The sequence below is a fragment of the Sphingomonas sp. 8AM genome (assembly GCF_902506455.1).
GTDB lineage: Bacteria > Pseudomonadota > Alphaproteobacteria > Sphingomonadales > Sphingomonadaceae > Sphingomonas.
This window is the reverse complement of sequence record NZ_LR733844.1, coordinates 3235192-3253359: the sequence shown is the minus strand read 5'-3', so window position 1 is coordinate 3253359 and position 18168 is coordinate 3235192. Positions and strand designations below refer to the sequence as shown.

Here is an 18168-nt window from a genome sequence, read left to right as displayed (position 1 = left end):
CGCGGGGGAATCTTGCGCATATTATTGATCGAGGATGACAGCGCATTGGCGGAGGCGCTGACCGCGGCGCTGCTGCAACGCGGGCTGACGCTCGACCATGCCGCGTCGCTGGACGAGGCGGAGGGGTATATGGCGGCGGTCGACCATGCCGCGATCCTGCTCGACCTGGGGTTGCCCGATGGCGACGGGCTGGCGTGGTTGCGGCGGCGGCGTGCGGCGGGCGAGACGCGCCCGGTGCTGGCGTTGACCGCGCGCGGCAGCGTCGAGGCGCGCGTGCGCGGGCTGCACGACGGGGCGGACGATTATATCGTCAAGCCGTTCGACGCCGACGAGCTGCACGCGCGGTTGCTGGCGGTGCTGCGGCGGCAGGGCGGCTATCTGGGCGTGTCGCTGACCTGCGCGCGGCTGACCTTCGATGTCGAGACGCGGACGGTGCGGGTCGGCGAGACGCTGCTGACGCTGTCGACGCGCGAGACCGAGTTGCTGGAGCTGCTGCTGCGCCGTGCCGGCAATGTCGTGCCCAAGCGCGTGGTGGAGGACCAGTTGTTCGGGGCGGGCGGCGATCAGGGGTCGAAGAACGCGGTCGAGGTCTATGTCCACCGGCTGCGCAAGCGGCTCGACGATGCGAAGACCGGCGCGCGGATCGAAACGGTGCGCGGGGTCGGTTATCTGCTGCGCAGCGCGGCATGAGGCGGTGGTGGCCGCGGTCGCTGTTCGGGCAGCTCGCGCTGCTTCACGTCGCGATCGCTCTGGCCGCCGCGGTGACGCTGCCGGTCGCGGTGGGGGCGCTGCTCCACCGCGTGGCGCGCCATTACCAGCATGAAGTGCTGCACCAGCAGGCGCAGCGGGTCGCCGACCGGCTGAACGCAGATCACGGCGATGCGGTGCGGGCGATGGCGAGCGTCGACCTGCTGGCGGGCGGGCTGTCGCTGGCGATCGTCGATGCCGGGCGGCATGTCGTCGGTGCGCGCGGGCCGGCACGGGCCGAGGTGCTGGCGGCGGTGCCGCTGGGGCGGCACGCGGCGCTGGTGCGGCGCGGGCGGGTGGCGGCGTTGAGCCGGCCGGCGGGCGCGCGCTGGATCGTGGTGTCGCAGGACAGCACCGCGCCCGAGGTGGTGACGGACGATATCGTCACGACCTTCCTCAAGCGGTTCGTGCTGTTGCTGCTGCCGTTCGTGATGCTGGGGCCATTGATGGCGGCGTGGCTGACGCGCGGGATCCGCGAGCGGATGAGAGCCGCGGCGCAGACCGCCGCCGCGATCGGGCCGACGACGCTCGACCGGCGGCTGTCGCCGGGGACGCTGCCCGCCGAGATCGAGCCGTTGGCGGCGGCGACCAATGCCGCGCTCGACCGGCTGGAGGAGGCGTTCGCGGCGCAGGCGGCGTTCGCGGCGGATGTCGCGCATGAGCTGCGCACGCCGCTGGCGACGATCCGGCTGCGCGCGGATGCGGTGACGGATGCGGGGGCGCGCGCGGCGTTGTTGCAGCAGGTCGATCGCGCGGCGCGGGTGATCGCGCAATTGCTGAGCCTCGCCGATCTGGAGCGGCCGGTGCAGGACGACGGCGGGGTGGTCGATCTCGGCGCGCTCGCGGAGGAGGTGGTGGCGGAGCGGGCGCCGGCGGTGCTCGCGTCGGGGCGGACGATCGCGTTGCAGGTCGACCGGGGCCGGGCGATCCCGGGGCAGCGGGCGGCGATCGTGCTGGCGCTGGAGAATCTGGTCGACAATGCGGTGCGGCACACGCCGGCCGGGGCGCGGATCGCGGTCGCCGTCGGGCTTGGCGCGCGGTTGTGCGTGTGCGACGACGGCGCGCCGATCCCGCCCGAGCGGCTGGCGAAAATGCGCGAGCGGTTCTGGAAGGGGGAGGCGCGCAGCGGCGGGTCGGGGCTGGGGCTGTCGATCGTCGCGCGGATCGCCGCGGCGCATGGCGGGGTGTTGACGCTGGCGCCGGGGGATGACGGGCGCGGGTTGCGGGCGTGTGTCGTGTTGGGGGACGCTTCACCGTCATTGCGAGCGTAGCGAAGCAATCCAGGGTTGGACCAGGACGCCCTGGATTGCTTCCCCCCGGCGTTCGCCGGGGTCGCAATGACGACCTCCTATTGCGCCACCGGGACGATCGGGAGCAGCACCGCGCTCGCCTGAGCACCGCCGCGTTCGATCGTCACCGTCGCCTTCCGGTAATCGCCGGGCTGCGCGAAGAAGATGTTCTTCACGTACGTCTGCGGGTTGCGGTCGTAGAGCGGGAACAGGCTCGACTGGACCTGCACCATCACGCGGTGGCCCGGCTGGAAGACGTGGTTCACGGTCGGCAGGCGGAAGCGATAGCGCTGGACCTTGCCGGCCGGGATCGCGCTGGGCTTCGCAAAGCTGTCGCGGTAGCGGCCGCGGAAGATGTCGAGGCTGATCGGGAGCTGATAGCCGCCCATCTTCGCGTCGGCGACGTTCGCCGGCAGCACGTCGATGATCTTCACCACGAAGTCGCCGTCGGTGCCGGTCGTCTTTGCATAAAGGTCGGCGATCGGCGCACCCGAGACGCGCATCGGCTGCGTCAGCACCGGCGTCATATAGGTCATCACATCGGTACGACCGTCGGCCGGACGCTGGTCGCTGACCAGCCAGTCACCCCAGCGACCGTCATCGAAATTGACCGGGCGCGGCAGGTGCGGGACCGGCCTGGCCGGGTCCGAGACGTAATCGTCGCCGCCGGTCGCGCCCTTCACCAGCGACAGGCCACCGGCTGCCTGAAGATACAGCGGCGTCAGCGGCGCGGCGCAACCCTGTTCGCACGCCAGCGGCCAGGTGGCGAAGCGGTCCCAATGGTTCTCGCCGGTGTTGTAGATCGCGGCGGTCGGCAGGTTCGCGGGTGCGCCGTCCTTGAGATACTGGTCGAACAGCGGGCGCACCATCTGCTCGCGGAATTGCGCGGCGGTGTCGCCGTTCCACTGGAACGGGCCGAGGCTGCGCCCCTCGCGATTGACCTGGCTGTGCCGCCACGGCCCCATCACGAGAAAGTTGTTGCCGATCTTGCCCTTGCTCTTCAGCGCCTCCCACGCGGTGATCGCGCCGTACATGTCCTCCTGATCCCACAGCCCCTGTTCCCAGAGCGTCGGGACGTTCGAGGGGTTGGCGGCGAGCAGTTTGTCGAGCGCCTGCCCCTGCCAGAAACCGTCATAGGCGGGGTGCTGCGACATGCGCGTCCAGTACGGAAGCTGGTCGTAGCCCGACTGTTTCGCCCAGTCGCCCGCCGACTTGTCGCGGAAATTGTCGTAATCGTCATAGCCGCCGGTCGGCGGCAACGGACCGCCGCTCTTGTAGCCGGTCTGCCCGCCGAGCCACGCGATGTTGGCGAGCCGGAACGCACCGTAATGGAACCAGTCGTCGCCCATCCAGCCGTCGATCATCGGGCTTTCGGGCGCGGCGACCTTCAGCGCGGGGTGCGGGTTGAGCAGCGCCATCACGACGGTGAAGCCTTCGTAGGACGAACCGATCATCCCGACGCGGCCGTTGGACTGCGGCAGGTTCGCCTTGTTCACCAGCCAGTCGATCGTGTCATAAGCGTCGGTAACGTGATCCACCTTCGTGGAATTGAGCGGGCCGATCACCGGTCGCGTCACGACATAATCGCCCTCCGATCCATATTTGCCGCGCACGTCCTGATAGACGCGGATGTACCCGCCCTTCACGAAGATCTCGTCGGCGAGCGGCAAGGCGTTCAGCATCGACGGGCTGTCGCTGCGGTTGGCGCGCGCCGAGGCATTATACGGGGTGCGCGTCAGCACGATCGGCGCGTTGGTCGCGTTCTTCGGGATGACGATGACGGTGTGGAGCTTCACGCCGTCGCGCATCGGGATCATCACGTCCTGCTTGATATAGTCGCGCTCGACCGTGGGCAGCCGGAAGTTTGGGGGAATATCGCCACCCGCGGGCGGCTGGGTCTGTGTCCCGGTCCGGGGCGCCTGCGCCGCGACGGTGGCAAGAGCGATGAGCGGCAGCGACAGCACGGAACGGCGCATGGAAAACTCCGGTAGGAATGTTGTCGCGATCTGTGCGGCAGGACGCCGGCCGCCGCAAGCGCGTCGAAAGGGGGTGGTCTTGCAGCGGGGCAGCGGGCATTATGGTGAAAACCAGTTCTCAAATTGAAGAACAGTCGGGAGAGGAGCAGCCATGAAGGTCACACGCAGGCAGACGCTGGGCGCGGGCGCGACCGCAGCGGCAGTGGCGGCGCTGCCCGCGGGCGCGGCGACGCCGGGCACCTGCAGCTATGGCACGCGGCCCGGCGGCACGCGCGCGGTGCGCGTCCCCGCCCCGCGCGCCTTCACCGGCGACTGGCGCTCGCTGACCGATGGCTACAGCGTGCCGGACTGGTTCCGCGACGCCAAGTTCGGGATCTGGGCGCACTGGACCGCGCAATGCGTCCCTGCCGCGGGCGACTGGTATGCGCGCAACATGTACCTGCAGGGGTCGTCGCAATATGCGCATCACCTGAAGAACTACGGCCACCCCGCCGACACCGGCTTCATGGAAATCCAGAACCGCTGGAAAGCCGAGAAGTGGGACCCGGTGCGGCTGATCGACCTCTATCAGAAGGCCGGGGCGCGCTATTTCATGGCGCTCGCCAACCATCACGACAATCTCGATTGCTATGCCTCGACGCATCACGCGTGGAACAGCACCCGCGTCGGGCCGAAGCGCGACATCGTGGGCACGTGGGAGAAACTGGCGCGCGAGCGCGGGCTACGCTTCGGCGTGTCGAACCATTCGGCGCACGCCTGGCACTGGAACCAGGCGGCGTATGGCTATGACCCCGAGGGACCACGGCGCGGGCAGCGCTATGACGCGTTCCGGCTGACCGTCGCCGACGGCAAGGGCAAATGGTGGGAGGGGCTCGACCCGCAACAGCTTTATACCGGGCGCGACGACATCATGCCCGATGGCATCGAGACGCTGCTGGAGGCCGATGCGTGGCATGAAGCGCACGACCGGCTGTGGAACGAGGGCACGCCCGCCAATCAGGCTTTCGTGCGCAACTGGTATGCGCGCTGTCAGGAGCTGATCGACCGCTATCGCCCGGACATGGTCTATTTCGACAATTTCGATCTGCCGCTCGAACAGGCCGGGCTCGACATCACCGCCTATTTCTACAACCGCAGCATGGCGTGGAACCGCGGACAGTTGCAGGCGGTGGTGACGGGCAAGAACATCCCGCCGCAACGCCGGATGGGCGTGGTCGACGACGTCGAGCGCGGTGGCAAGACCTATATCGAGCGCTTCCCGTGGCAGACCGACACCTGCATTGGCGAATGGCATTACGATCAGGCGGTCTACGATCAGGATCGCTACAAATCGGCCGCGACCGTGATCCATACGCTGTGCGACGTGGTGTCGAAGAACGGTAACCTGATGGTCAACGTGCCGCTGCGCGGCGACGGCACGATCGACGACAAGGAAGAGCGGATCGTCGAGGGGATTGCGGCGTGGATGCAGCGCTATGGCGATGCGATCTACGCCACGCGCCCGTGGCGCGTGCATGGCGAGGGGCCGCGCAACGCCGGCGGCGGGCTGTTCTCGGAAGGCGGGCCAAAGTCGCTCTATGGCGCCAAGGACATCCGCTATGTGACGAAGGGTCAGCAGTTGCACGCGCTGGTGCTTGGCTGGCCGGAGGACGGGGTCGCGCGGCTGACGTTGCTCGCGAAGGACAATCGCGTCGGGCGCGGGACGGTGCAGCGCGTGACCGTGCCGGGCAGCGCTGCGCCGCTGCGCTTCGTGCGCACCGGCGACGCTCTGGAGGTGACGCTGCCGCCCGCGCTGCGCAACGACATCGGCATCGCGCTGATCCTCAGCGGTTCGGGGCTGACCGAGGGGTCGGTGGCTTAGAGAGCGCGATGACGTCAGGTTGCTCCGTCATTGCGAGCGTAGCGAAGCAATCCAGAGCCGGACCAGGACGCCCTGGGTTGCTTCGCTACGCTCGCAATGACGGGCGGATCCGCCCCATCACGCCGCCCCTGAGCCGGGCTCCCGCTTGCTTCGCGCGGCCGAGGAAGAAGGAGCGAGATTCCGAATCAAGTCCGGGATGACGGGAAGATGAAGGTGGCGGTTTGAACAGCGACCTTAACGCAGGATAACGGACGCATTCAGTCTCCGCTCAATCGCGCGGGTCTACGCCTTACATCGTCGCAGCCGCTCCGGTCTGCGTCGGTAGTGCGTGAGGGGAGCTGGATCATGCTCAAGAAGATCTCGGTCGGTTTCGGTTCTGTGGCGCTGGCGATGGCGGCGCTGACGCCGGTCGCGGCGCAGGCGCAGCGGTGGGAGCAGCGCGATTATTCCGAGCGCGACTATCGCGGCTATGACGACGATGGCTATCGCGATCATGACCGCGCCTATCGCGGCGCGTATCGCGACGGCTGGAACCGCGGTCCGCGCTATGCCGAATATGACCGCGGCGGCTATGATCGTGACGATCGCTACCGCGGCTACGACCGCGACGACCGCCGCTATCGCTATCGCGCGCGCTGCCAGAGCGGAACGACCGGCACATTGCTGGGCGCGATCGCGGGCGGGCTGCTCGGCCGCACGATCGACCGCGGCGGCGACCGTACGCTGGGCACCGTGATCGGCGCCGGCGCGGGTGCGCTGGCCGGCAATGCGGTCGAGCGGTCCGACAATCCGCGCTACTGCCAGCGCTGAGGCGCCGAACGTCACGCTGGACGAGCCCCTCCCCGCCGGGAGGGGCTATTCCCGTGGGCCTGCGCGGGCCGCTTACACCTTCGGCAGCGCCGGCACGCACGAGCGACCGCGCACCGTTTGCGGCAGCGGCAACAGCTTGCCGACCGGCGATCCGAAGCTGACGGTCAGCGTCACGAGCAGCGCGCCGCTCGACCCGCCGCAGGTCGCCGCCGGATCGATGACGACATTGGCCGGCAGAACCGTGACGCCGTTCGCCTTCGCGCGCTGGACCGCATAGCTCACCTGTTTGGCGGCGCTGTCGCACGCCGCGCTCGCGATCGTGCGGCAGCGCGCGGTGCTGTACGCCGCCTGGTCGAGCGCCTGGTCCATCCAGATCAGCCGCGCGCCCTCGATCAGCCCGAACAGCGCCATCAGCAGCAGCGGCAGGATGATCCCGAACTCGACCACGGTCGCACCGCGTTCGTCGCGGATCATTGCAGCCGCACCGTCGTGCTCTGCCGAACGACGCCGTTGCCGAGCATCCCGCGCGGCAGCAGCGCGGGGCGGAACGGATAGGAGGCGGTCATGCTGAGATAATAGCCCGACTGGCTGTTCGCGGACGACCCGCTGCCACACGGCGCGCCACAGCTGCCGGCCGGGACCAGCGTCGCCGACGAGGTAAGGCACGAGCAGGTCCGCGATGTGTTGACGCAATTGTCCTGCCCGCCGTTGCACCCGACCGTCACGGTCAGCGCGCCCGGCGTGGTCATGTTGGCGGCGGCGCGGAGATAGGTGGGGAGCGCGGTGTAATTGACCGCGTCGCGCGACTTGAAGGCAGCGATCGACGCGCCGCTCATCGCCTGCGCGAGCCGCGCGCGCTCGATCGAGAAGGTGCCGATATCGAGCGCGCCGAGCATGGTGATGAAGAACAGCACCATCCACAGCGCGAACTCGACGGCGGCGACGCCACGCCGGTCATGCGACAGCCGGCGGAGGAAAGGGTGCTTGCTCATGAGATCAGGTCCACCGTCCCGCTGCCCCCGCCGCTGGCGCCGATCCCGGAGCAGGTCGATCCGGCGGTGGCGCCGCCGGTGAGCGTCACGCGATACGCCACGAGCATGAAGCAGCGTACCCCGGCCTGCGTCGCATTGCCGCCGCTGCTGGTCAGCGCCGAATTGGGGAGATGGACCGCACCGCTGAACACGCTGGTCGCGCCGCCGCTCCAGTTGGTGTCGGTCGAGGTCAGGCTGTCGATCAGCATGTCGGCGATCGCACCGTTGGTCGTGGTGGTCGCCGGTGCGATCAGCAGCGTCTTGGCGCCGCCGGCGAGATTGATCGTCCCGGACAGGATGAAGGTGACGTTGACCCCGGCCATGTCATAGCCGGAGACGCTGGTGCCCTCGAGATAATCGCCCCACGTCTGGTTGTTGATCGGCGAGGTGTAGGGCCAGGTCGTGCCGCCGGTACCGTTCACGAAATTGCCCTTCACCGTATAGCGGCCGGCGCCGAACAGCACCGATCCCGCGATCGACAGGTCCCCGTTGACGAGGTGATTGGCGGTCTTTCCGAACACCAGCCGGCTGCCGCCCGCGGTGACGATCGAGCCATTGGCGCTGAAGCGGCCGTCGCCCATGAAAAAGCGCCCGCTGCCGCTCAGGTCGATCGCCTTCGCCCCGGGATTGGAGAGCGTGACGTCGCCCGCGCCCGCGATGATCGTCGAGTCGCCGGCGACCGAGATCGCGCCGGTAACGTCGAGCGCGCCGGCACCCAGCGTCAGCCAGCTGCCGCCACCGACCGAAATCCCGCCGAACGCATGCGCGCCCGCCCCCATCGTCAGCGTCGCGCCACCGCCGATCGACAGCGGCGCGTTGATCGTCACAATGCTGTTGCCGATGCGGTTGGTACCCGCGAAGCTGACCGTCCCCTGCCCGATCGACAACTCGCCGTCGCCGAAGGTGACGCCGGTCGACCCGCTCGAAAACCCCCCGTTGATCCGGTAGATGCCGTCGCCGAACACGACCGTTGAGGCGCCGATCGTCACCCCGCGCGCGACCGTCACCGTCGAACCGGGGCTGAAGGTCACGGTCATGCTGTCGCCGATCGACAGCGTATCGATCGTGTAATTGCCGGCGGGAACGGTGAAGTTGCTGCTGCCCCCCTTGCGGAACCCGGCAACCGCCGCGGACGGCGTACTGCTGAACGTCCACACCGCGCCGCCGGCCAGCGTGGTCGGATTGGCGAGCGTCACCGGGGTACGCCACGTGCCGAGCAGCGAGCGCGCGCTGCCGAGATCGAGGTTGTCGGCGAGCGGATCGCTGACGGTCGAGCTTTGCTTCACGCGCTTGTCGGCGGCGGGCACATTGTTGTTCCAGTCGGGATTGGTGAAACTGCCGGCGTAGCGGAGCAGGTCGGCGGTGAGGGTGCCGTAATTGTTCACGATGTCGCCCGCACCCGAGATGATGTTCTTCGCGGTGATCCCGTTGCCGTTGTTCGCGACCGTCCCGACGCCGCCGACGGTGCAGGCCGGCGCGTTGATCGTGGCACCGCCCTGCGTCTCGATCGCATTGCCCGAATTCGCCAGACCGACGATGCAGCCGGCGGTCGTCTGCGTGGCAAGGCTCGCGGTCGCGGTGGTGCTGACCGGAAAGCTCGCGCCGACGCCGAGCACACGTCCGATCGTGACGGTCAGCGGCATGGTGATCGTCACCTGCACCGCCTTGGCGCCGGGAGTAGGCACGTCGGTCACCAGCTTCGCGACGACAGTGCCGCCCGTGATACCGTGGACGGTGGCGAGATCCTGCGCGGTCGGCTGCAGGATCGCCTCGTTCTTCGCCGCGCCATATGCGACCCCCGCCGCCAGCGCCGCCATGTCGGCGACGCGTTGGTTGGAGACCATCATCTCATAGCCGCGGTTGAGGTCGACCGCGAAGCTGCCCATGCCGATCACGCAGACCAGCGACAGGGCGGCAAGCACGCTGACGCCGCCGCCGCGATCGGCGATGACGTTCTTCAGCCACATGGCGCCTGTCTGCCTCGATTCCACAGGCGCCGGTACTAACCCGGCTTCGTAAACAAATTCAGATCAAGATTTTGCCGGAAGGCCTTGCCAACAAAACGGTTTCCCGCGTGCGTCGGAGCACGATCGAGCCAGCGGCACGGCCCCGCCGCTCACCATTGTTCGATCGTGCCGGCGGCGACGACGGGGCCGGTCGGCTGACCGGTCGGCGACCCGCCGCGCGGCTCGATCGAGATCGCCAGCGTGCTGCCCGCGCTCGGCAGGTTCGCCTGCGCCACGCGCACCGCGCGGGTGTCGCCACGCGGCAGCAGCCCCAGCGACACCGGCTTCCCGCCGGCCGGGATCCGCCACAGCTGGCCGTCGCGCCCGGCGGGCGTGTCGACGCCGCGCGTCAGCCGCACCGATCCGGTCGCCGGCTCGACGATCGCCACCGGCGCAGGCACCTTCAGCGGCTCGGTCCAGGCGAGCTGCGCGATCATCAGCCCGACCGGTCGTGCCGGGACTGCCACCGGCGGGGCGGGGGGCGGAACCGCGACAGGAACGAGCAGCCACGCCGCGAACGACGCCGCGATCGCGCCGCCGGTCGCGCCGATCGCCAGCGATCGCCAGTGCACGCGGCCAGCCCGCACCGGAACGGACGGCAGCGTCAGCAGCGCCTCGATCCGCTCCGCGAGATGCGGCGGCGGCGGCACCTCGCGATAGTGCGCCAACAAGGGCGCGAGCCGCGCCTCCCACCAGTCGACCTCCGCGGCAAATGCGGCATCCTGCGCGCAGCGCGCCTCGACCGCCGCCGACTCCGTCGGCGAAAGCAGGCCGATCACCCATTCGGCAGCCAGCAGGCGATCGTCAGGCGTCATCGTTCAGACACTCCCGCAAACGGATCAGCGCGCGGCGGATGATGCTTTTCATCGTCGGAAGCGGCACGCCCGCGCGCCCGGCGACATCGGCATAGGTCAGCCCGTCGAGGAAGGCCGAGCGGATCGCGTGGCGCGGCCGATCGTCAAGTTCGTCGAGGCAGTGATCGAGCAGCCGGCCGTCCTCGAGCGCGAGCAGCGCCTCATCGGCGCGCGGCGCATCGTCGACCGCGGCGCCGGCCTCGCCTTCGGGCACCGGGGCGAACGCCCGCCCGCGCGGCGACCGACGCCAGTCGAGCGCGCGATTGCGCGCGATCGTCGCCAGCCAGGTTACGGGATGGCTACGCTCCGGCCGATAGGCGGCGGCACGGCGCCACACGATCACATACACTTCCTGCAACACGTCCTCCGCGGCCTGTCGCTCGCCACAGATACGCAGGCAGATCCCGAAAAGCTTCGCGGCCGTCAGGTCGTAGACGCGGCGAAACGCCGCGCGGTCGCCCGTCGCGCTCATGGTCAAAGCGGCGACCAGCGTCGCTCTTCGCGTCTCCGCCGCCTGCGTCTCGCTCGCCGTCACCGCGTCCCTCCACCAACAGGATCAGATCTTAAGATTCTTTTTACCGACCCTGCATCCTGATCCAGTCAGGCCTCGTACCTGATCTTACCCATGTCGAGGAAGACGCTTCGTGTCCGCCCCGTGGGTTGTGGGAGGTGCGAAGTGACGATGCAAGACGCCCGAACCGAACAGGATCTTCTGATCGAGACCTTTGACGGTCGCGCCCGACGGCGTGATAACCGTCGTGCCTTCTTCACCGCCGCGCTGGGGGCTGCCGCGGTCGGCAGCGCCTTCGCCTATGCCGATCCGGCACTGGCACAGACCAGCGTGACCGACAGCGACGTGCTCAATTTCGCGCTGAACCTCGAATATCTCGAGGCGCAATTCTATCTCTACGCCGTCAACGGCAGCGGGCTGAGCAGCGACCTGACCGCCAGCGGCAGCGGCACGGCCGGCGGCACCGTCATCGGCGGCGCGCCGGTGACGTTCACCGACGATCCGCTGGTCGGCGCCTATGCGCGCGAGATCGCCGCCGACGAGCTGGCGCACGTCAAGTTCCTGCGCACCGCGCTCGGCACCGCCGCGGTCGCGATGCCGAACATCAACATCAGCGGCGACGCAAACGGACCGTTCACCGCCGCCGCACGCGCCGCGGGGGTGGTCGACAAGACCACCGGGATCTTCAACCCCTATGCTTCGCCGACCGACTTCCTGCTCGGCGCGTTCATCTTCGAGGACGTCGGCGTGACCGCCTACAAGGGCGCGGCGCCGTTGCTCAGCAACAAGACCTTCCTTGAGGCCGCTGCGGGCATCCTGGCGGTGGAGGCGTATCACGCCGCGATCGTGCGGACGACGCTCTATTCGAAGGGCGTGCAGGGGCTGATCGACGCCACCGAGCTGATCGCCGCCGCGCGCGATTCGCTCGACGGCGCGCCGGCCGAGGACAAGGTGCGCGGCATCGGCCCCGTCGACGATCAGGGCATCAAGCCTTCCGGGTCGGACGATACGCTGACCGCCAATCTGTCGCCGCTCAACAGCAACGGCCTCGCGTTCAGCCGCACGCCGGGACAGGTGCTCAACATCGTCTATCTGAACGCGGGCACCGCGACGATGGGCGGCTTCTTCCCCAACGGCGTCAACGGAAACATCAAGTCGACCACCTGAGCGCGGCGACGCGCCCGATGATGTTCCCGTGATGCTTGCAAGGAATTTTCCATGATCGACCCGTTCAAGGCTCTCGAAATCCTGTCCGCCGCCGATGCGCGACGTGCCGCGCGCCGCGGCTTCCTCAAGGCGGCCGGTGGCGGTGCCGTGCTGCTGGGCGGCGCGTCGTTGCTGTCGGGCTGCTATGGCGACTATGGCGACACGACCGACCCGACGCCCACGCCGTCGCCGACCCCCACGCCGACTCCGACCGCGATCACCGACAGCGACGTGTTGAACCTTGCGCTCAACCTCGAATATCTCGAGGCGCAATTCTATCTCTACGCGGTCAACGGCACCGGCCTGTCCGCCGCGCAGACCGCCAGCGGCACCGGCACCGCCGGCGGCACCGTCACCGGCGGGGCAAAGGTCAATTTCGCGAACGACCGCATGGTCGGCGCCTATGCCCGCGAAATCGCTGCGGACGAGGCGGCGCACGTCGCTTTCCTGCGCTCGGCGCTCGGTTCGGCGGCAGTGGCGATGCCCAACATCAACATCGACGGCGGCGCGAACGGCGCCTTCACCGCAGCGGCGCGCGCGGCAGGGGTCATCACGATGACCGATACGTTCGATCCCTATGGCTCGCCCGAGAACTTCCTGCTCGCGGCGTTCCTGTTCGAGGATGTCGGCGTCACCGCCTACAAGGGCGCCGCGCCATTGCTGACCAACAAGACCTATCTGGAAGCGGCGGCGGGGATTCTCGCAGCTGAAGCCTATCACGCCGGGATCGTGCGCACGGTCCTCTATGCCAAGGGCATGTCGACCACCGCGCTCATCACCGCGACGACCAAGATCTCCGACGCGCGCGACGCGCTCGACGGCAAGCCGACCGACGATGCGGTGCGCGGGATCGGTTCCGACGACGATCAGGGGCTGGTCGACGACAACAAGGCCGCCAACCTGGTGCCGGCGAACGTCAACGGCCTCGCCTACAGCCGCAGCAGCGAGCAGGTGCATAACATCGTGTACCTGAACGCGACCGGCGCCAACCGCACCGGCGGCGGCTTCTTCCCGAACGGCACGAACAACCCCAACGCCGCATTGCGCGTCGGCCTTTCGTCGTAAGGGTTCTGACTGTCCGGGCAGCGCTACGGCGCGCCCGGACGGTTTTTGATTACACTCCCGGCGCGCGTCGGGCGCTGAGCGCCGGCCCGACTTGCAACGCCGCCGTACATGGGGCGTCAGCCGTCCGGGCAGCGGATCTCTCGCCGTCCTTCCGAAGAGCTGCCAGGCCACGCCGATCACCGATCCGCATAAGGCACCGCTGATCGCGAACCCTCAGCACATTGCCGTGGTCGGCCGCACCGATCTGGTTCGGCGCCTTCGTGTCACCAGGGGAGCCGCTTCCGGATGTAATCCCTTCCTGGCCGGATCGCACCAACGTCCAGTATGAGGAGTCCGGCGCCGAAGAGTGCCGAAACAAGGAAGCAGAGGGCGAGGAAGGCGCCGGTCGTGGCCGGCGCCGCGATCAACTTCGATACGGCGATCAGCGCCACACCAAGCGTCACGACGATGACGTTGTCTCTCGATAACATCTCGGTCCGCATGATCCTTCGCGTCATCATCGCGCAGATCGCGAACGTCAAAATCTGCGAGATGGCGGCCGCAAGCGCGACGCCGACGATACCGCTGTGCTTGACCCCGAAAAACGCCATCGGAAGAAAGAGCGCGAGCGTGATCAAGGGAACGACAATGACCCCCGTCATGCGCTTTTCGAGCTGAAAGACCAGCATCAGGTAATTGGCGATCAGCAATCGCACCGCCACCGAAATTGCGAGTGCGGGCAACACGGGAGCTGAGTTCGCCTCGAACTTCGAACCCAGCATGATCGCACAGACCTGTTGTGGATAGGCGACCATGATCAGGATCGGCAGGATCAGCGCCAACAGCTGCCCGGTGAAATTCTCATCAAGCTTCCTTGTCGCCGCCAGCTTGCCATGATCCTCATAGGCGCGAACGATGCTGGGATAGAACGAGATATTCAGCGCAAGCATCAGAACGCCGATGGTCTTGTTCGTCAGATCAAGAGGCGCGACGTAAAACCCGACGAGCAGACTGCCGGAAAATGCCGCAATGATGTACCGATCGGCCACCGAGACGAAGTAGACGATCCCGTTGCTGAGCATCATCGGCGCCCCGAAGGAAAACAGCTCGGCAACGTCCTTTCGTGTGTACGCCCTGATCATCGTTGCGGGCTTTACCGACCGCCAGATTGGATCGGCCGCCATAACGATCAAGGCGGTCGCAAGCTGGCCAATGCAGGTGGCCAGAGCGAGTCCTTTCGCACCCTGCCCGAAGTAATGAACGAAAAGAATGCCGAGAAGGATCACCAGGACCGCTCTTAGCACCATCGCCGTAAAATATTGCCAGTAGAGCTTCCGGACCCTGCTGATCGAGTTGATCAAGCCAAGCACCATTTCGCTTACGCAAAATACCGCAACGTAGAGGACCAGATCGGAGCTGATACCACCCAATGTGATATTCAGGGTGTAAATCAGCAACGCGCTTAACAATAGAATGGCTGTAAGCGAAAGGGTTATGCCGAACAGGATGTACGACTTGCCCGCGTTCAGAAGATACCGTCCGCGCGAGTCGTACAGCAAACGCCCCGAGATGGAGCGAACCCACTCGAACAGGAGCGAGTTAAGCAACAGCGCCGTCGCCGACAGGACGGCGTAGATGCCAAATTCCTTCGGACCCAACGCACGCACCCAGATCATCACTCCGACGAAATTGATCGCACTCGAGATGACCAGCGCTGCTGTCGTGATGAGCGATGGACTTATCTTCTTCATCGAAAGACCACCAAAAAGCCGAGACCTTGTCAGATCGTTACGGGAAAGCCGCTGCACCGAAATCCGGCTGACGATTCTGGTTCAGCCAGACCGAAGCAGAGGGAGGGTCAGGTCTGGGAACAGCCCGCAAAGCTGCCGCGACCGTTCGACCCTCCCGGCGCGCCGTGTCGCGCCTCACGCCTTGCCACGCACCCCGCCGGACGTCGCTTGACCTGACCCGCCGTTGCTGCCGGGACCATTCGCGGCGGCTGCGCAAAAAATTACTTCTCAGTTCCGGCTTTCCACCGCCCTCAGAATGGCGCGGCCATATGCGGTCTTGACGAACTTCTCACCCGCTGCGCGCGCCTGCTCGGCCGTGATGAAGCCCATCTCGAACGCGATCTCCTCCAGACATGCGATCTGGATGCCCTGCCGATGCTGGAGCGTGCGGACGAACTCGCCGGCTTCCAGCAGGCTGTCGTGCGTGCCGGTGTCGAGCCACGCATAGCCACGCCCCATCTGTTCGACGTACAGGTCGCCCGCCTCCATATAGAGCCGGTTGAGATCGGTGATCTCCAGCTCGCCGCGCGCCGACGGCTGGAGGTTGCGCGCCAGCTCCACGACGCGATTGTCGTAGAAGTACAGGCCGGTGACCGCATGGTTCGACTTCGGCTGCGTGGGCTTCTCCTCAAGACTGAGCGCCTTGCCGTTCCCGCCCAGCTCGACCACGCCATAGCGTTCCGGGTCCTCGACGCGGTAGCTGAACACCGTCGCACCGTGCGTCCGCGCCACCGCGCTGGCCAGCAGGTCGGTCAAGTGCGCGCCGAAGAAGATGTTGTCGCCCAGCACCAATGCGACATTGTCGCTGCCGATGAAGTCGGCGCCGATCGTGAACGCCTGCGCCAGCCCCTCGGGGCGCGGCTGCTCGGCATAGGCGATCGACAGCCCGAACGCGCTGCCGTCGCCGAACAGCCGCTGGTAGTTGCCGAGATATTCCGGGCTGGAGATGATCAGGATCTCGCGGATGCCGGCGAGCATCAGCACCGACAGCGGATAATAGATCATCGGCTTGTCATAAACCGGCAGCAACTGCTTGTTGACCGCCAGCGTCGCCGGGTGGAGCCGCGTGCCCGATCCGCCCGCCAGGATGATGCCCTTCACTGCTTCGCTCCGATCAGTTCGTCGAGGATGTCGCCCAGCGCATCGTGCCACGGGCGCGGGGTAATAGCGTAGGCGCGCTCGATCGCATCATGCGCGAGCAAGGAATTGGCGGGTCGCCGCGCCGGGGTCGGATACTCGCTGGTCGCGATCGGCTCGACGGTCGCGGTGGCGCCGCCGCGTGCGGCGGACTGGCGGAAGATCTCTTCCGCGAACCCCGCCCAGGTCGTCGCGCCGGCGTTGCTGAAATGAAAGGTGCCGGTCGGCGCCGCGGCATCGTCGGCCAGCCGCACCGCGATGCGCACCAGTGCGTCGGCGAGGTCGGCGGCGCTCGTCGGGCTGCCGTGCTGGTCGGCGACGACGCGCAAGGCGCCACGCTCCGCTCCGACCCGCAGCATCGTTTTGACGAAATTGTTGCCGTGCGCCGACACCACCCAGGCGGTGCGGACGATCGCGTGGCGCGCGCCGCTGGTGCGCACCGCCAGCTCGCCGCCCAGCTTCGACGCGCCGTACACGCCGGGCGGCGCGACCGCATCGTCGACCGCCCATGCGCCGTCACGATCGCCCGGGAAGACGTAATCGGTCGACACCTGTACCAGCGGGATGCCCGCCGTCGCACACGCCGATGCGAAGGCGGCGGGGGCGAGCGCATTGACCTGCCATGCCGCGACCTGATCGCTCTCGGCCTTGTCCACCGCGGTATAGGCGGCGCCGTTGATGACCGCCGCCCATGGCCGCTCCGCCACCTTCGCGGCGATCGCCGCCGGATCGGTCAGGTCGAGCGCGGCGCGGTCGAGCGCCACCACCCGCCAGCCTTCGGGCAGCTGCGCGCGTTGCAGCTCCTGCCCGAGCTGCCCGTTCGCGCCGGTGACCAGCAGTTCACGCATCACGCGATCCCGCGTCGCTCGGACGCCTTGGCCGCGACCAGCGGCCGCCACCAGCGCTCGTTGTCGAGATACCAGCGCACCGTCTTCTCGATCCCGCTCTCGAAGGTTTCCTGCGGATGCCAGCCGAGTTCGTCGCCGATCCGCGTCGCATCGATCGCATAGCGCTTGTCGTGGCCGGGGCGGTCGGCGACCGAGGTGATCTGCGCGGCATAGCTTGCGCCGTCGTCACGCGGGCGCAGCCGGTCGAGGATCGCGCAGACGGTGTGCACGACCTCGATGTTCTGCTTCTCGTTATGGCCGCCGACATTGTAGGTCCGCCCGACCTGCCCGCGCTCGAACACCGCCTGCAACGCGCGGACGTGATCCTCGACGAACAGCCAGTCGCGCACCTGATCGCCCGCGCCGTAGACCGGCAGCGGCTCCCCCGCGAGCGCCTTGGCGATCATCAGCGGGATCAGCTTCTCGGGGAAGTGGTACGGCCCGTAATTGTTCGAGCAATTGGTGATCAGCACCGGCAGCCCGTAGGTATGCCCCCAGGCGCTGACGAGATGGTCGGACCCGGCCTTCGACGCCGAATAGGGCGAGCGCGGATCATAGGGCGTATCCTCGGTGAACAGCCCGTCCTCGCCCAGCGAGCCATACACCTCGTCGGTGGAGATATGGTGGAAGCGGAACGCCGTCTTCGCCGCGTCGTCGAGCGACAGCCAGTAGCTGCGCACCTCGGCCAGCATCGTATAGGTGCCGACGACATTGGTCTGCACGAACGCGCCCGGCCCGTCGATCGAGCGGTCGACATGGCTTTCCGCCGCCAGATGCGTGACCACGTCGGGGCGGAACTCGGCAATTGCGGCGCGCACCGCGTCGGCGTCGCAGATGTCGCCCTGCACGAAGCGATAGCGGTTCGATGACGCGACGCGCTCGACCGTCGACAGCGTGCCGGCATAGGTCAGCTTGTCGAAATTGAGCACCTCATGCTCGGTATGCTCGATCAGGTGGCGGACCAGCGCCGAGCCGATGAACCCGGCGCCGCCGGTGACGAAGATGCGCATGTGATCGTT

The 18168-nt window shown here is 67.5% G+C and carries 16 protein-coding genes; 6 read left to right on the top strand and 10 right to left on the bottom strand.

All coding sequences use genetic code 11. The annotated features are described in order from the left end of the window. The first annotated feature begins 12 nt into the window (after positions 1 to 12). Together BACI71_RS15360 and BACI71_RS15355 are read left to right on the top strand one after the other, a co-directional pair. Complete coding sequence (locus BACI71_RS15360; RefSeq protein WP_159760077.1) at positions 13 to 690, top strand: response regulator; 678 nt, start codon at positions 13 to 15, stop codon at positions 688 to 690. Then, positions 687 to 2018 carry a sensor histidine kinase gene (locus tag BACI71_RS15355; RefSeq protein WP_159760075.1) on the top strand — a complete coding sequence of 444 codons (1332 nt, stop codon included), beginning with the start codon at positions 687 to 689 and terminating at the stop codon, positions 2016 to 2018. Before BACI71_RS15360 ends, BACI71_RS15355 begins: the two co-directional genes overlap by 4 nt. 77 nt (positions 2019 to 2095) lie before the next feature. On the opposite strand, the gene BACI71_RS15350 is transcribed toward BACI71_RS15355, so the two are convergent. Beyond that, positions 2096 to 4012: a CocE/NonD family hydrolase gene (locus BACI71_RS15350; RefSeq protein WP_159760073.1), complete on the bottom strand. Its 1917-nt coding sequence runs from the start codon at positions 4010 to 4012 to the stop codon at positions 2096 to 2098. A gap of 151 nt (positions 4013 to 4163) precedes the next feature. Between BACI71_RS15350 and BACI71_RS15345 the strand changes: the two genes are divergently transcribed. Both BACI71_RS15345 and BACI71_RS15340 read left to right on the top strand, forming a co-directional pair. Further along, positions 4164 to 5873, top strand: a complete 1710-nt coding sequence (locus BACI71_RS15345; protein WP_159760071.1) for an alpha-L-fucosidase — start codon at positions 4164 to 4166, stop codon at positions 5871 to 5873. 345 nt (positions 5874 to 6218) lie between these two features. After that, the gene (locus BACI71_RS15340) at positions 6219 to 6683 is read left to right on the top strand and encodes a glycine zipper 2TM domain-containing protein (RefSeq protein WP_159760069.1); all 465 of its coding nucleotides are present in this window, start codon (positions 6219 to 6221) and stop codon (positions 6681 to 6683) included. A 72-nt stretch (positions 6684 to 6755) separates the two neighbouring features. On the opposite strand, the gene BACI71_RS15335 is transcribed toward BACI71_RS15340, so the two are convergent. From BACI71_RS15335 to BACI71_RS15315, 5 genes are all read right to left on the bottom strand, one after another. Next, positions 6756 to 7157 (bottom strand): TadE/TadG family type IV pilus assembly protein, encoded by a 402-nt coding sequence (locus BACI71_RS15335; protein ID WP_159760067.1) that lies wholly within the window; start codon positions 7155 to 7157, stop codon positions 6756 to 6758. Then, positions 7154 to 7675: a TadE/TadG family type IV pilus assembly protein gene (locus tag BACI71_RS15330; protein WP_159760065.1), complete on the bottom strand. Its 522-nt coding sequence runs from the start codon at positions 7673 to 7675 to the stop codon at positions 7154 to 7156. Before BACI71_RS15330 ends, BACI71_RS15335 begins: the two co-directional genes overlap by 4 nt. Further along, positions 7672 to 9681 carry a hypothetical protein gene (locus BACI71_RS15325; RefSeq protein WP_159760063.1) on the bottom strand — a complete coding sequence of 670 codons (2010 nt, stop codon included), beginning with the start codon at positions 9679 to 9681 and terminating at the stop codon, positions 7672 to 7674. Before BACI71_RS15325 ends, BACI71_RS15330 begins: the two co-directional genes overlap by 4 nt. 149 nt (positions 9682 to 9830) lie before the next feature. Then, positions 9831 to 10535, bottom strand: coding sequence for an anti-sigma factor (locus BACI71_RS15320; protein WP_159760061.1), 705 nt, complete (start codon positions 10533 to 10535; stop codon positions 9831 to 9833). Beyond that, positions 10525 to 11109 carry a sigma-70 family RNA polymerase sigma factor gene (locus tag BACI71_RS15315; protein ID WP_236553005.1) on the bottom strand — a complete coding sequence of 195 codons (585 nt, stop codon included), beginning with the start codon at positions 11107 to 11109 and terminating at the stop codon, positions 10525 to 10527. Before BACI71_RS15315 ends, BACI71_RS15320 begins: the two co-directional genes overlap by 11 nt. 147 nt (positions 11110 to 11256) lie before the next feature. Between BACI71_RS15315 and BACI71_RS15310 the strand changes: the two genes are divergently transcribed. Next, entirely contained in the window at positions 11257 to 12252 is a 996-nt protein-coding gene (locus tag BACI71_RS15310; protein ID WP_159760059.1) for a ferritin-like domain-containing protein, read from the top strand. A gap of 51 nt (positions 12253 to 12303) precedes the next feature. Next, complete coding sequence (locus tag BACI71_RS15305) at positions 12304 to 13356, top strand: ferritin-like domain-containing protein (protein WP_159760057.1); 1053 nt, start codon at positions 12304 to 12306, stop codon at positions 13354 to 13356. Between the two features lie 263 nt (positions 13357 to 13619). Here the strand turns inward: BACI71_RS15305 and BACI71_RS15300 are convergent, their stop codons facing one another. The 4 genes from BACI71_RS15300 to rfbB form a co-directional block, all read right to left on the bottom strand. After that, positions 13620 to 15086 carry a lipopolysaccharide biosynthesis protein gene (locus BACI71_RS15300; RefSeq protein ID WP_159760055.1) on the bottom strand — a complete coding sequence of 489 codons (1467 nt, stop codon included), beginning with the start codon at positions 15084 to 15086 and terminating at the stop codon, positions 13620 to 13622. A 267-nt stretch (positions 15087 to 15353) separates the two neighbouring features. After that, a complete protein-coding gene (gene rfbA, locus BACI71_RS15295) occupies positions 15354 to 16226 on the bottom strand; it encodes a glucose-1-phosphate thymidylyltransferase RfbA (protein WP_159760053.1) in 873 nt (290 codons plus the stop codon). After that, positions 16223 to 17110, bottom strand: coding sequence for a dTDP-4-dehydrorhamnose reductase (rfbD, locus tag BACI71_RS15290; RefSeq protein ID WP_159760051.1), 888 nt, complete (start codon positions 17108 to 17110; stop codon positions 16223 to 16225). The genes rfbA and rfbD overlap by 4 nt, the downstream gene beginning before the upstream one ends. Beyond that, on the bottom strand, positions 17110 to 18159 hold the full coding sequence (gene rfbB, locus BACI71_RS15285) for a dTDP-glucose 4,6-dehydratase (protein ID WP_159760049.1): 1050 nt from the start codon (positions 18157 to 18159) through the stop codon (positions 17110 to 17112). The genes rfbD and rfbB overlap by 1 nt, the downstream gene beginning before the upstream one ends. Positions 18160 to 18168 lie beyond the last annotated feature (9 nt).

What these genes read in the sequence shown, in the direction of transcription:
- BACI71_RS15345 (WP_159760071.1), top strand. Translation starts at nt 4,164, where the DNA reads ATGAAGGTCACACGCAGGCAGACGCTGGGCGCGGGCGCGACCGCAGCG.
- BACI71_RS15355 (WP_159760075.1), top strand. Translation starts at nt 687, where the DNA reads ATGAGGCGGTGGTGGCCGCGGTCGCTGTTCGGGCAGCTCGCGCTGCTT.
- BACI71_RS15310 (WP_159760059.1), top strand. Translation starts at nt 11,257, where the DNA reads ATGCAAGACGCCCGAACCGAACAGGATCTTCTGATCGAGACCTTTGAC.
- BACI71_RS15350 (WP_159760073.1), bottom strand. Translation starts at nt 4,012, where the DNA reads ATGCGCCGTTCCGTGCTGTCGCTGCCGCTCATCGCTCTTGCCACCGTC.
- BACI71_RS15320 (WP_159760061.1), bottom strand. Translation starts at nt 10,535, where the DNA reads ATGACGCCTGACGATCGCCTGCTGGCTGCCGAATGGGTGATCGGCCTG.
- BACI71_RS15305 (WP_159760057.1), top strand. Translation starts at nt 12,304, where the DNA reads ATGATCGACCCGTTCAAGGCTCTCGAAATCCTGTCCGCCGCCGATGCG.
- rfbD (WP_159760051.1), bottom strand. Translation starts at nt 17,110, where the DNA reads ATGCGTGAACTGCTGGTCACCGGCGCGAACGGGCAGCTCGGGCAGGAG.
- rfbB (WP_159760049.1), bottom strand. Translation starts at nt 18,159, where the DNA reads ATGCGCATCTTCGTCACCGGCGGCGCCGGGTTCATCGGCTCGGCGCTG.
- BACI71_RS15335 (WP_159760067.1), bottom strand. Translation starts at nt 7,157, where the DNA reads ATGATCCGCGACGAACGCGGTGCGACCGTGGTCGAGTTCGGGATCATC.
- BACI71_RS15325 (WP_159760063.1), bottom strand. Translation starts at nt 9,681, where the DNA reads ATGTGGCTGAAGAACGTCATCGCCGATCGCGGCGGCGGCGTCAGCGTG.
- BACI71_RS15300 (WP_159760055.1), bottom strand. Translation starts at nt 15,086, where the DNA reads ATGAAGAAGATAAGTCCATCGCTCATCACGACAGCAGCGCTGGTCATC.
- BACI71_RS15340 (WP_159760069.1), top strand. Translation starts at nt 6,219, where the DNA reads ATGCTCAAGAAGATCTCGGTCGGTTTCGGTTCTGTGGCGCTGGCGATG.
- BACI71_RS15330 (WP_159760065.1), bottom strand. Translation starts at nt 7,675, where the DNA reads ATGAGCAAGCACCCTTTCCTCCGCCGGCTGTCGCATGACCGGCGTGGC.